Source organism: Microbulbifer echini (assembly GCF_041447225.1).
GTDB lineage: Bacteria > Pseudomonadota > Gammaproteobacteria > Pseudomonadales > Cellvibrionaceae > Microbulbifer > Microbulbifer echini.
Genome location: NZ_JBGMEL010000019.1, coordinates 1 through 13,954, shown reverse-complemented (window position 1 = coordinate 13,954; position 13,954 = coordinate 1). Strand labels below are relative to the sequence as shown.

General features: G+C 47.2%; 8 protein-coding genes and 2 tRNA genes. 1 reads left to right on the top strand and 9 read right to left on the bottom strand.

Translation table 11 applies throughout. The features are described from left to right. Positions 1-340 precede the first annotated feature (340 nt). The 7 genes from ACCI51_RS16375 to cysC form a co-directional block, all read right to left on the bottom strand. Positions 341-1,645, bottom strand: a complete 1,305-nt coding sequence (locus ACCI51_RS16375) for a nucleotide sugar dehydrogenase (protein WP_371844531.1) — start codon at positions 1,643-1,645, stop codon at positions 341-343. A gap of 28 nt (positions 1,646-1,673) precedes the next feature. Continuing rightward, positions 1,674-2,543 (bottom strand): NAD(+) kinase, encoded by an 870-nt coding sequence (locus tag ACCI51_RS16370; RefSeq protein ID WP_371844530.1) that lies wholly within the window; start codon positions 2,541-2,543, stop codon positions 1,674-1,676. A gap of 538 nt (positions 2,544-3,081) precedes the next feature. Continuing rightward, on the bottom strand, positions 3,082-4,077 hold the full coding sequence (locus tag ACCI51_RS16365) for a 1-aminocyclopropane-1-carboxylate deaminase/D-cysteine desulfhydrase (RefSeq protein ID WP_371844528.1): 996 nt from the start codon (positions 4,075-4,077) through the stop codon (positions 3,082-3,084). A 699-nt stretch (positions 4,078-4,776) separates the two neighbouring features. Further along, positions 4,777-4,853, bottom strand: a tRNA-Asp gene (locus ACCI51_RS16360). A 27-nt stretch (positions 4,854-4,880) separates the two neighbouring features. After that, positions 4,881-4,956, bottom strand: a tRNA-Val gene (locus tag ACCI51_RS16355). A 96-nt stretch (positions 4,957-5,052) separates the two neighbouring features. Beyond that, the gene (locus ACCI51_RS16350; protein ID WP_371844526.1) at positions 5,053-7,425 is read right to left on the bottom strand and encodes a DUF6351 family protein; all 2,373 of its coding nucleotides are present in this window, start codon (positions 7,423-7,425) and stop codon (positions 5,053-5,055) included. A 210-nt stretch (positions 7,426-7,635) separates the two neighbouring features. Then, complete coding sequence (gene cysC, locus ACCI51_RS16345; protein WP_371844524.1) at positions 7,636-8,265, bottom strand: adenylyl-sulfate kinase; 630 nt, start codon at positions 8,263-8,265, stop codon at positions 7,636-7,638. A gap of 977 nt (positions 8,266-9,242) precedes the next feature. Between cysC and nhaA the strand changes: the two genes are divergently transcribed. Beyond that, the gene (gene nhaA, locus ACCI51_RS16340; RefSeq protein WP_371844523.1) at positions 9,243-10,697 is read left to right on the top strand and encodes a Na+/H+ antiporter NhaA; all 1,455 of its coding nucleotides are present in this window, start codon (positions 9,243-9,245) and stop codon (positions 10,695-10,697) included. Positions 10,698-10,958: 261 nt separating this feature from the next. On the opposite strand, the gene ACCI51_RS16335 is transcribed toward nhaA, so the two are convergent. Both ACCI51_RS16335 and ACCI51_RS16330 read right to left on the bottom strand, forming a co-directional pair. After that, entirely contained in the window at positions 10,959-11,354 is a 396-nt protein-coding gene (locus ACCI51_RS16335) for a universal stress protein (protein WP_299588992.1), read from the bottom strand. Between the two features lie 343 nt (positions 11,355-11,697). Continuing rightward, the gene (locus ACCI51_RS16330) at positions 11,698-12,528 is read right to left on the bottom strand and encodes a glycerophosphodiester phosphodiesterase (RefSeq protein WP_371844522.1); all 831 of its coding nucleotides are present in this window, start codon (positions 12,526-12,528) and stop codon (positions 11,698-11,700) included. Positions 12,529-13,954: the final 1,426 nt, after the last annotated feature.

Below are 13,954 nucleotides of genomic sequence, written 5' to 3'. Positions count from 1 at the left end.
CCGGTTATTTCCTCACTCAACGGTAGTAAATTTTTCATTTGACTACGATTATTTTCAATAAAATATAGCTTTGAGGCCCAGCAAAAATATGTGAACATTTTTATTTCAACTATCCCGTATCTAGGCCCACCGAAATAGGAAAAGACCAAATATTTAACACTCGAAATATCAACTTACTTTCACATATTTCAAAATTGGGCTCACATGTGATTGATAGAAAAGAGACTTGAAACAAACATTCTTGGTAATACTAAAATCTTTATATAGCCATTTATACATTGCTGCAGATCCAATCAAGTTGGGCTGCAGCATTAACACTTCAGCCTACTTTACAAATCAATTAGGCCCTAACAACCTTTTCATGATTTGTGTCATACCGACCACGAGTATCAACAACAAGTGCAGCATTAGCGACGATATAGTCGTAATCAAATACGTCATGATCTGTCGCGATTAAGACACAATCAGCATTAGATAGGGAGATCCTGGTTAATTCAACGCTTTTCATATCTAAGTTATGTCCGCGCATTTTTGGCAGTTTGGCCACGAACGGATCACTATAACTGACATTCGCACCTAGCTCCTGCAGCTTTTCAATAAGTACTACAGAAGGTGACTCACGCATATCATCAACATTTTTCTTGTAAGCCGCTCCTAATACTAAAACCTTACTACCACTAACCGGCTTTTTATGTGCATTAAGCGCTTTTGAAACTTTTGCTATAACGTAGTCAGGCATCAACGTATTTATTTCACCTGCGAGTTCGATAAACCTCGTATGTAGGTCAAACTCCCTAGCTTTCCATGTCAGATAAAACGGGTCAATGGGGATGCAGTGACCACCAAGCCCCGGTCCAGGGTAATACGGAACAAAACCAAAGGGCTTCGTTGCAGCCGCTCGAATCACCTCGTAAATATCGATACCCATTGCATCTGCAACCACCTTCATTTCATTCACTAAGCCGATGTTCACTGCCCGGTGTATATTTTCAAGAAGCTTGGTCATCTCTGCAGCTTTGGTAGAGCTGACTGGTACCACAGCACTAATAACGGATTCGTAGAGGGCAATGCCAACCTTCATACAATTTTCGGTATGACCGCCACAGACTTTGGGAATTGACTTAGTTGTGTGGTTCTTATTGCCTGGGTCTTCTCGTTCAGGAGAGTAAACTACAAACAAGTCTTCCCCTACTGTGAAACCAGCAGCCTCAACTCGTGGCACAAGCTCCTCTTCAGTAGTACCTGGATAGGTAGTACTCTCCAAAGAAAGAACTTGCCCTTTGCGCATAAACGGAATAACCCGCTCTACAGTCGAAATTACATAGGAAAGATCTGGCTCACGATACTTATTTAGCGGCGTTGGCACACAAAGAATAATTGCGTCCACCTCTGTGATACGGGAGAAATCAGTCGTTGCAGAGAGCCCTTTCTCGGTTGCATCTTTTACGCCCTCTGATTCAATATGCCTAATATAGGATTTACCCGCGTTAATCGCATCAACTTTGCTTTTATCGATGTCGAACCCCAGTGTGACATATCCACTTTCCGAGTAACTCAGAGATAGGGGCAAACCCACATAGCCGAGCCCGACAATACCGATTACAGCTTCTTTAGAGCTCAGTTTTGATGTCAACTGTTGAGCCATTACGCCTTCCTAATACCTATTGCTATATTTAGTTCAACCAGCCCAATTTGGACCGACAAGTTTCGTAAAAATTATGATCTATCGGATGAATTAAGGTCAGCCGATGCGGTTTCTTATGAATTCGCACGATATCCCCAGGCTCAGTAATGACCTGATCGTGGCCATCACACGTCACGTAGGGTTTGGCAATATTGTGTTCACCAACAATGATTTTTAGCTCGCTGCTTCCTTCAACAACAATCGGGCGGCTACTCAAGGTATGTGGGTTGAGTGGGACAAGGACAATCGCGTCGAGCTTTGGATGCATTATCGGCCCGCCGCCCGAAAGCGCATATGCCGTGGAACCAGTAGGCGTTGATACAATCAGGCCATCCGAACGTTGTGTATAGACAAACTGACCATCAATGTACAGATCGAATTCAATCATGCGAATAAATTCGCCAGGATGAATCACCACATCATTTAGAGCTGCCCCCTTTCCGATGGGGTTCCCCCTTCGAGTAACCGACATATCCAGAAGGAAGCGGCTCTCAGCCATATATTTACCAGCAAGCACCTCGCCCACTTTCTTTTCAATTTCGTCAGGAGTGATATCGGTGAGAAAGCCCAAGCGGCCACGATTGATACCCAGCAAAGGAACGCTAAACTTCGCCAAAGCGCGAGCGGCGGCCAAAAGGCTGCCGTCACCACCGACTACAATGACCAGATCGCAGAGTTCGCCGAGCTTATCCCTCGAAGACACACTTGCACCGTGGCTCTGCACTGTATTTGCCGTATCCTCTTCCAGCACAACGGCAAAGCCCTCTCGCTCCAGAAACACCATCAGGCGCTTAAGCGAGATAACAGCGCTTTCACTTTCGGTGCGGCCAACTAGGCCAATATTCTGAAATTCCGACACCACTTCCCCAAGGTGCCCGATTCAGGGCCCTGCGATCAATTCTAACTTTTCTAACAAGTAAACGACTTGAAACTTAAAAAAGCAAAAGGAGCTTTTTTCCTTCTACGCAAAGAAGGATTATGCCTGAGCCTGTCAGACTAGTCGATCCTGTCCAGCTGGTCAGCCAGCAAATCCGATCACTTTTTAACCAAAATGCTAACTAAAACAGCCTAACCTAAAAAGCAGTCAGACGAAATGACAAGCTGGTCACACCTGGGCTAACCACCTGAGCTTGGTGCCACCAGGGTTTCAGGCAGTTGTTAAAGCGGCTACCGGATAACAGAAAGCCAAACTCATCACGGAAGCCGTTCGAACAACATATCAGTAAAATATCTTCATGAAATTTAGCCTAAAAATTCAAGTGTCCAACAATCACAATTGCCAGTTACCACCCCAAGAACGATCAAATTTGAATAAAGATGGTTTATGATAAAATTCAGCAGACAGCAACCTTGCAATACTCAACAAATAAGATGACCCAAATATTTGTCCACTACCGCTATAAGCAACTCAAGTCGTAACCACGACGGCCCTGCAGTCCCCCAGAGTGAACTATAAGTACCCTACACTTATATGGAGACCCAAAATAATCATCATTCTTCGCAAGGGCTGCCATTAGCTTGACAGTGTAAATAGGATCAAGTGGTGTATTGATACTTACTTCAAAAAACTCCTGAAACCCCCTCAACTCACCCGGATACTTACCATAACCACCAAAATGATGCCCCCCAAGCAAAAACTCATCAATAGAAGCCAACTGAAATTGATGCTTTACCTGCTTATCCCCCCCTCCTTTACATGACGACAAGTATATCGACCCAAGCCAACGCCTTACCTGTTCCAGAGTACTATCCCCGGCCTTCAAAACTTCCACCCCAATTACAGGGGCACTTGAAATACTTGAATAGAGGCCTGCAAATGTAGCCCCAGTCCCACAAGCCACCCACACCTGATCAAAGTCTACGGGCGCAGTCTCCTCTATGACCTGCCCCAGAAGCTGAATCCCCCGCACACCGGCAAGATTTGCTCCTCCCTCGGGCACAAAATAGGCAGCATCTAGCTCAAGACCTACCTGCCTAAGGAAATCCTCCTTTCCACGTTGTCGATAGAGGGATCGCGTTACAAACATTAGTTGCATTCCGAAGCGCTCGGCATCTTGCAGAGTTGCACTAAGCTTTGCGGGCCTCTCCCCCCTAACAATACCGATAGTCTTAAACCCAAACCGGGATCCTGCAGCCGCTATGGCGTGAATGTGATTTGACCAGGCTCCGCCACAGGTGATGATAGTTTTTGCCCCCTTATCTCGCGCGTCTAGCAAGTTAAAGATGAGCTTGTAAGCCTTGTTACCTGAAATAAGCGGGTCAATTAGGTCATCGCGCCTCACCCAGACATCTAGATCAGGAAAAAAACCCGCTTTTAGCTGCTGATATGGAACATTTCGAGCCGCTTCGGTAAAGGCCTGAAGATCCAAGCTGTTTAGTAGGCGGGGATACATGGTTACTTCTTTTCTCTGCTTAATATCATGTCGGCCTTAGTTGAGCCTCATTCAGGAGAAAGCCCTTCAAGCTGGTGGCTTCTGCCTTCCTTTCTACTTCACAAGGCATGCTGCTTTATTGTGATCGACCATATCAACAATACCAACCTCCTGAGGAGCTGCGGACTTTAAAGATACACCTGGATTAGGCAGGACCCCGTCAATACCTTCATAGTTGCCCGCTGGAAACTGAGCTAACCCTACCTAAAGAATTCGAACTGAGGACTCAATGATCCCGCCCACCAACAAGCTCCTCGCAACTTCACTGTGAGTTCAACTCGATATTCAGACGAAAAGGCAGAGTGACAACCAAAAAAGGGGCTAAAGATAAAGCTGGCACATCGTGGTAAAGTTATTATTCACAACCCGCTGCCTCTAGAGCTTGCCGCCATTCCCTCTTAAACAGGTCCCCCGCATTGAAATCTCACACTTAACAATACTGCCAAAAATACACAACCTGGGAATAACAATAACCTGCGGCCGGGGGTAACAAATACCCTACATCCAGCCCCTCAACTGACCATTTGTCCAAATTCGGGCATTTTCTGGGCAGCATACAATTCAGTTATCGCTTTTGAGGGAGGCTCGACACTAGAGGGGGGAGAAAATCAAAACCCCAGACACAAAAAAACCCTCAAAAAATGAGGGCTTTTTTGTGTCTGGCGGACCGGACGGGACTCGAACCCGCGACCTCCGGCGTGACAGGCCGGCATTCTAACCAACTGAACTACCGGTCCTCGGTAGTGAACTTCCCAAAGGGAAGTTGGTGGGTGGTACAGGGGTCGAACCTGTGACCTACGGCTTGTAAGGCCGTCGCTCTCCCAACTGAGCTAACCACCCAATGCTCTTTTTCTTTAAGGGCCTAGCCCCCTTGAGCGAGGCGCATAGTACCGGATTGAGTTTCTCTGTCAACAATTTTTGCGCCAAAACCGTAAATTATTCATCCGTTAGGTTCTCAGCCGGCACAGACACTGGTGCTGGCTTTACTTCGCCCTCTCCTACATTCGCGCCCTGTAATAGCTTACCCTGCCGATAATCTGGGTCGATTAGATGACCTGCAATCCTCACTGGGACCTCCTGAGGGATTAACGGCTCTTTTGGTCGTGCCAAGTCCTGTTCATTGTAATTACAAACACCCGTTGGGAAGATCCGCCGCAGGTCGTCGATGCGCCCGGAAATTTCCTCGGTATGCGAACCGTATATGCCTTTGGCCAGTGCCCGCTCTACGGGCTGGAGTGCACACTTAAAGACATCGTCGGTCACCGGCCCCCCCGCAACCTGCCGCGAGGTACTATGAGTCGGGTATACCCTCATACACCTCCCTTGCGCCAGGCTATTCCAGTCGCCATTCCAAACATCGGATCCTGCCGCCAGCACATTGCCTTTTTGATCGAAGCAGCGGTCATTCGCGTCTTCCGGCCGATTGCCCACAACGCCAGCAGAAGGGTCATTGATGATGTTTTGCATCCAACGGTCAACGAGATCCAACGCCTCGCCCAATGGATTGTAATCCTTATGGCTGACCCAGATTAACTGGTTGTCTGCATGACCCCGAGCACGCCGAATCCGCTCACGGGTGGAGAAGGATGCAGAGCTGTGGTGCATATCTGGCTCTTCATCCAAGTAGTGGCGCATATCGATAATCGGTATTTCCACATCTCCTAGGAAAACATGCCCAGAGCGGTATATCCCGTTGATCGCCTCCATGCTCCCACGGCTGCGCTCTGCGGGGCTTGTGAGAGAGCCCATATTTAAGTTTTGCTCACTCCATATAGAAAGACGCACAGGAAAGAGCCCTCCGTTGAGGAACCATAATTTCTCATCGGTTTGATTCTGCTGTGCCTTCCAGCCGCCAATAGCGGCATTGATTCTCAGGAAGGTATCAATACTAATCTCGCCATCAACCAGTGTTTTAAGTCCGTACTGAACCCCTTCGTTATCCCAGGCCGTATTTGCATAGCCGTTTTCACCCGCCCCATAAAATTGGCGGAGATCCTCCCAGTGGGTCCAGTGCACTCTATCTGACAAGTCCCCGGAAAAGCTTTTGAAGAAATGTACAAAATTTGGATTATTCACCAGGGGCACCAAACCCCGCCAACCCTCGACACATTCCGTAGCACCACTTGCCCTTCCCCGATAACGACTATCGAACAAACCAGCGGCCATTGTAATCATCTTGAAACGACTACTCGCCTCAGGGTTCGCCGCCAACCCTTGTATAGCTTGGCGCTCCTCGACATTTTTCCAGCCTGAATTACCCACATCCAAAACGTCAAAGAAATATTCGAGCGGTTCACAGTCGAAGGCATAAATTGTCTGGGTGACCATATCTGGATAGGAGTACAGCGGTATCGCCGCATCGATAAGACCTGGAGCATTTTGTGCGAAAAGGTACTGCTGGATAGCACCCCCAGAGCCACCTACACCCACCGTGTACATAGGCTCACCATAAAGCGCCTGGAACTGCTTCTTGACGCGCCGTGCGGTATCCTCTGCCAGCCAAAGGTTATAATGATTCCTGGTCTGGTTGGCCGTTGAGTACACCACGGCATATCCGCGCGCCAGCTGGTCCATACGCCGCCTGGTAACATCGCCTTTACTGATTTTCCCCTGCCGCCAACCTATTCCAACCCCGCCACGAAACTGATAGATCAGGCGGCGATTCCAATTGCTACCATTGGGCTTTTCAGCGGTTTCTCCCTCCCCACGTAAAACAGCGATTGCATAAAAGTGCCGATTGATCGTGCCAGTTTCTACTCGAACAATAAAGTCCACATGGCGACCATTCACTGTGACCTTATCGATGTCATTTCGGGCCTCATGCAGGTAGTGGAACTTACCGTCGTTTTTACTGCGGTAAAAGTAAGTAACTTCTGTCGCATGACTGCAATCCCGGCTGTAACCGATTACCTCCTTGGTTCTTTTCCCTTCGTCATTCAGAGCAAAAACGGGCACTCCTTCCTTGGCTTGGTTATCGACCAGAGGCTGCCTGCCGGTGACCATATTTCTGCCACAAAAGAATGGATATTTTGAAGGGCCGGTAAAAAGTGTCTCTACAGGTCCAACCTCGCCAATTGAGATGGGGAATGGAAAGTACTCTGGCGGCCGCGACATCATTCTGGGGTGGGGCCCAGCATAAGCCGGTGTAGGGCCGTACTCGAGCGCCCCGGAGGGCACACCGAGCACGGGAGCATCCACTTTGCCATGCACTTTTGGCAGTTTTTCGTACGTGACCCAAGCGCCCACCCCTAGCACTCCGGCCAACACCAAAAACAAAACAGAGAGAAACCAAGCTCCCCTTGTCGACATAAACGCCTCCACAGCTGTCAACTTCATGATCTAGTACAGGTTGAGTATATGAAGGGATAGAGCGGTCAGTCGGCAGTTGGCGCAGAGGGGGACTTATAGGAAGCAAGTATCAGAGGAGGAGGAGGCCAAGCGGCCATAAAATTCACCCAAAATAATAAGGGAGGCCAGTAATGGCCTCCCTTATTACGATACGGGCAGCCTGGAAACAGCTTAATCCTTCGCGATAATGCCCTTTTCCTGCAAGGTGGCGATAATGACTTCCACCTCTTGCTCCAGGGTCATCTCTGCTGTGTTCAAGCGCAGCTCTGGAGAAACAGGCGCTTCATAAGGGTCATCAATACCGGTAAAGCCTTTAATCTCACCTGCACGAGCCTTTTTGTAGAGACCCTTAGGATCGCGGGATTCCGCCTCCTCCAGTGGACAGTCTACAAACACCTCCATATAAGGAAGGCCAGCATCCTCGTGCATCTTCCTGACCGTCTCACGATCTTCGCGGTAAGGGCTGATAAAGCTACTCAAAACCACTACCCCAGTATCCGCAAACAGCTTGGAAATTTCACCTACTCGGCGGATATTCTCCTGGCGATCTTCGGCAGAAAAGCCAAGATTAGAGTTGATCCCCAAGCGAATATTGTCACCATCTAGACGGTAACTCAGTACACCGCGTGCAGCCAGAGCCTTCTCTACCGCTACTGCCACCGTACTCTTACCAGAGCCGGACAAACCAGTGAACCACAGGGTCACCCCCTTGTGGCCAAGGATGGCCGCCCTATTGTCGCGGGTTACGTCGCCATCATGCCAATGAACATTGGTCGCCTTGCGTTCAACTGTAGTCGTCACCGATCACTCCAAGATTGCAGATTCAATTCCTATTTGCTCCACCGGGAAAGCGGCACAGTAGTACTGCTTAGCCCGAGAAACTTGGGGGCCAATTATCGAGGATTAGAGCCATAAGCGTAAAGGCCCTGCTTAGAGCATATTTAGCCGCCTATACCATAAGACTGCATAAGGAGAGCCAGAGAATCTTTCTAAGCAGAATGTCACAGGGGTAACCAAGGAGTAATAGAGCCCTATAAATAGGGAAAATATCCTAACAAGAAAACCTGAGCCCTCGAGTCTCCCTCAGTCATCAGGCACCACTCACCGCTATTGAGCAACAGAGTCGACATGCTCACTCACTGAAGATGCTTGAGCTGCCAGCCCAGTGGTAGATCGCTCATCTTTTAGACAGCCCGAGCCACCAAATATTGCGCCAAGCTTACGGTGCAGGCTAGCCCGAATAATTATTCGGCCAAAATTTAGTTGTCAACTCGACACCGGTACATCAATGGTTCGCAGGTACCTTTGTCAAGCACGCAAGCATCATTGGGCAATTTCTATAGTAGGATGTTTTACTAAATAAAAAATCACCCGAAAGAAAGCCCATGAAATCAACACCACCATTGCTCGCAACCGTAATAAAAAAGTAAAATAACCCCCCTCTCTACACCTGAAGGTTAACCTCAAATAAATAATTGTAAATAATACAAAAACAACACAAAGGGACCAGAATATTTTACAACTACCTTATAAATGTCTGCTCTTCTATACGCCTCCACCACCCCGATCAAATAAGCCTTTCTTAGTGACCCCCTTAAAATTCGCGCGGAAATTTATGTATTTTTTCTTTCCATAACCCAACAAGTGAGCCATCCCCAACGATAAATGCCTGTCAATATAGATAACGACGCTGCCTGCATGCTAACCTCCATCCCTATAAATAGATTAACAGCCCCACATTTAGTAGGGCTTAGCCTTCAAGAGGAGGGAATTAGCCGATGGCAAAAAGCGTTTTAGATAGGTTTAAGATTCGCAAAGGAAAAGTCTTTGAGGCACCGCTGGAAGAGGCATTTGGCCGTCTAGTTACCCCCTTTGAAGAATTTATTCATCGACAAAGTAGCAGTGGTATTTTGCTGATGCTTTCAGCGTTGGCCGCACTCATTATCGCCAACTCTCCTTTACAGGATACTTACAAACACCTGCTACATATGCCCATCAGTATCGGGTCAGGAAACTGGGAGCTTTCTCTTTCGCTACACCACTGGATCAATGATGGCCTAATGGCCATCTTCTTCTTTCTGGTGGGACTGGAATTAAAACGTGAGTTTATGGTGGGGGAACTCTCCGATCTTCGCCAAGCGGTTTTACCAGTAATGGCGGCTATTGGCGGCATGATAGTTCCTGCGCTTATTTATGCCTCTCTTAATAGCGGTGCGGAAGGTGTACGCGGGTGGGGTATCCCGATGGCCACGGACATCGCCTTTGCTGTGGGCTGTATCGCACTACTGGGCAGCCGAGTCCCCCGTGCCGTTGTGACCTTCCTGGTAGCCCTAGCGATCGTAGATGATCTGGGTGCAATCCTTGTGATTGCGATTTGGTATACCGAACAAGTGAATATTACTGCCTTGATCGCTTCAGGTTGCCTGGTTGGGCTTTTGGCCCTTCTAAATGCCGCCGGCGTTCGCCGCTCCTCAGCCTATGTATTTATCGGGGTACTACTATGGTACGGACTCTATCTGGCTGGTGTGCACGCCACTCTTGCCGGGGTAATTACGGCTATGGCACTACCCGCTAAACCGAAGTATGACCCCGTAGCCTTCAGCACCTTTGTAAAAGATATCATTCGTAGTTTTGATCGCTATTTCCGCCCAGGTGACAAAATCATCGCCAACGATGCACTGCACGCGCGAGTAATGGCTCTGGGCAATGGTGTGAACATGGCCCAATCCCCCCTGCAGCGTATGGAAACCCGGCTGCATATCCCGGTTGGTTTCCTGGTAATCCCTATCTTTGCCTTGGCTAATGCTGGCATTCCTTTCGATAGCTTTAACAGCTCCACAGCTGTACTCAACCCGGTAACCCTTGGAGTTATTGCTGGCTTGGTTGTCGGCAAACTGATCGGCATTGTCGGCGCTACTTGGATCGGCTGGAAACTCGGGTGGGGTAATTTGCCGAAGGCTGCTAACTTCCAGCATATAATCGGTGTGGCACTGCTTGCAGGCATCGGCTTTACCATGTCGATCTTTATAGCCGAACTTGCGTTTAGCGGCCAGGACGAACTACTCATCCAAGCCAAAGCGGGTATCCTGCTGGCATCGGTCATCGCAGGAATTGCAGGCTTCCTAGTTTTACGCAATGCACCCGTATCTGTAGATCATGAGGGTGAGCTCAGAGAAGAGGATGATATTGAGAATGCAGAGGTCGGATATCCGCCCCACTCCGCACCTCAGTAATTAGCCGCTTAACTATAGATTTTCCCTAAAAAAAACTCAGGGTCGGGTAGCAACAGCTACTCGACCTTCGCTCTATCCCACACTATTTGTTACAACACCAACTCGCCACCACTCCAATATGAGCGATACTAGTGAACATGAATAAGCATAGATATTGGCACAACTTAGAGATAACAGGCGCACCAACAACCAACCTGAGAATGAGTTTCTCCTGTGAGCGGCAAATACTGCGCTTAGTTGTTTCCAAAAGTCTGATACAGACTAAATTCTAACCAGCGTTACATCACAGTGCGCATGATTTACGATACCATTCGCAGTAGAACCAATAAGAGAACTTATACCTTTCTTTGAATGCGTCCCCAGCACTATCAAATCTGCATTTCTTTTTTCGGCCTCCCTACAAATAACCTCATAAGGCTTGCCCACTTTAAGGATGCGATTCCTTTTAGCAACACCAAAGTCAGAAACGATTTCCTCAAATTTTGGAATCGCACTCTCTTTAAGCTCCCGCTGGTAGTCCTTTGGCAAAAAGCTGTAAGGCAGCACATTTAACACTATCAATTTACTATCATGCTGCTTACATAGCTCTACCGCCTTTGAAAGCACATAACGGCCTTCTTGGGAAGCCTCAATGGCGCAAAGTATGGATTTATACAAACCTCTCCTCCTTAGATTTTATGCTTGAACGCTCATATTAAACGGTAAATCAATAAGCACCCAAACCTCAATAACCCAATGAATTTCATTAAAAAATCAGGAAATCTCATCAAATTCAGCCTGATCACATGAAATATACAATCGACTACGCGCATCATGACAAAATTCCAACATAGGAACCCCTTATGTGGCGCAGACCAAGCTGAGCCCATCGACTCTTAAAGCACTAAAAATATAAAATTAATAAAAAATCACATCAACCAGCGTATGGGAACTCATATCGTATTTTCAGGTATGAGCTATCAACAATCACCTCCAAATAAGGGTAAACATAAAACAAAAGCTAGCGCTCTCCAGCATCCACAAGTGCCCGATAAATACGATCGGGGTAATCGCCAATAATACCATCTACACCCAATGAAATACTGCGTTCGATATGCTCCTCATCATTCACGGTCCAAAGATCTACAATCACCCCTTTTTTCTGAAAAAAACGCACATAGGGTTTGGTTGTAATTCCATACGGCAACTGGGCAACATCAAATTTTGGTCTGAAAGCCCACCCAAACCCCGAACTCCAGGCAAGGCTTGCCTCAATAAGCTCTCCTATACTTGCACTAGTTCTAACCCCTCCATAGCTGATATCTCGAAAATGATTCATAGCCTTGCTATGCTGGCTGGCAACAGTGACTTGCTGCTCCATCCGATAATCTGAAATGACCTGCCAAAGTACTTCTGATAGCGTTTTATCATTAGGTTTTATTTCTATATTAAAAACACCATCGGGATAACGCTCAAAAATCTCGTTCAGCGTTATCAGGGTGAGTCCCTGACTTCGAAAGGGATAGCTCTTACCACCATCAAGAGTAAATTTGTAGCCAGCATCCAAGACTTTGATTTCACTCAAGGTCAAGTCTTCGATTTTATCGGGAACCCCAGCGTTATCTTTGAGATCAGCATCATGATTAATGATGATATAATGGTCTTTAGATAAATGCACATCCATCTCCAAAATATCAGCCCCCTGCTCCAGTGCCATGTCAAATGCCAGCGCTGTGCCTTGTGGATACTCACCAGATGCCCCCCTGTGAGCAAGAATCTCAATAGCCAAGGCCTGATTACAAAAAGTGATAGCAAGAGCAAGAAAAGCAATGGCTTGTAAATTTTTTTTCATTTAGAGAGTTTCCTTTACTATTAAGAGATCAGCCACTCCACGAAACACAGCCAAACACCAACCAAAACCGAGAATTCAAAAATTCCATCCTCTAGGGGTCAAGATTTTCTTCTTACGCGCAAATAACAAGGATACTTTAACCCCCCAATCCAACACTTGAGGCCAACGATTAGCCCGACGGAAAAGAGAGTTATTCACACCCTGTAGTGCCGACGCACTTAATTCAATATTTTTTTATTACACACGAGAAGAAACCCATCCCTATCGTAATATTTCAAGTCAACTGGATAAATTTTATTGACATCCAAGTGTAAATCTACGTACGTAATTAATGCAACATCGAGGACTCGGAATACCTCGCACTTTATACCTAGCTCGAATCCAAAGGACGTACAGCGCACGACACCGCAATAGAAGTTTCCTATCTTTGCGGTGCACGCCAGCAGGATATTTTAGCATTGAAGCGCCAGGATATTACCGAAAAGCAACTGCGGCTCTCGATCACAGAGCATGCATCTGATTCGCGGCAAAACTGGCCAGGGTTTCACTCGTGATGGTTTCAATAGTACTTGAAGCAGAGAACAACGAGCCGCCGCCGAGGCTAACGCCCTTCCCAACCGGTATCGTTTTCACGATTTAGATAATGGATATCTCAAATTTTGTCGGGGACAAGCAAGAGTTCAGTGGGCATAAGGCTCGTAGCATGATGGAGCGCTACAGCCATACCGCCGATAAAGTTGCCTCTTTCAACAAGGCGAGAATAATAGGAAAGAAAGGAACGCCAAAAGACACTGGATAAATGTCCAATCCAGGAGGATGAAAAAATCAATTGTGGTAAAAAATACCCCCTCGAATTACCCCTCAAAGACCCAAAACGAAAAAACCCCGCACTAGGCGAGGTTTTAAGTCCTTGATAAACAAGGAGGAATTTGGGGTGGCCGACGGGGATCGAACCCGCGACCTCAGGAGCCACAATCAAACTAAAAACTGTATTAATATCATAGAGTTATATGTATTAGTGTGTAAATACTAGGGCCGCTCAACCCCTCGATAAACCCCGTGATTACTCAGCGAGTAAATTTTTAGTACACATAAAGCTGTGTATTTTCACAGTGGATAGACCACGATCTACGGCAAATATCCCCACCGAGTTGTATAGGCAGGCGATGCAAACGCCTGCCGCGCAATCAGTTGGAATTTTGGAGCTGGATCAAGAGAATTTTAAGCTGCTACAAAAGAGACTAACCACTCTCAAATAAGCACCTATACAGGTTGGAAAAGTCACTTTTCTCCTCTTGCTATTAACCCGGCGGACAAATAGTTCCACTATGCTGCATATTTAATCGATTCATGCCGGAAGTAGGATGCTACACGCGCAGGTTTCTTTTGTAACATTCTCATGTGAGAAAGCACTTTGCTTTTTAGC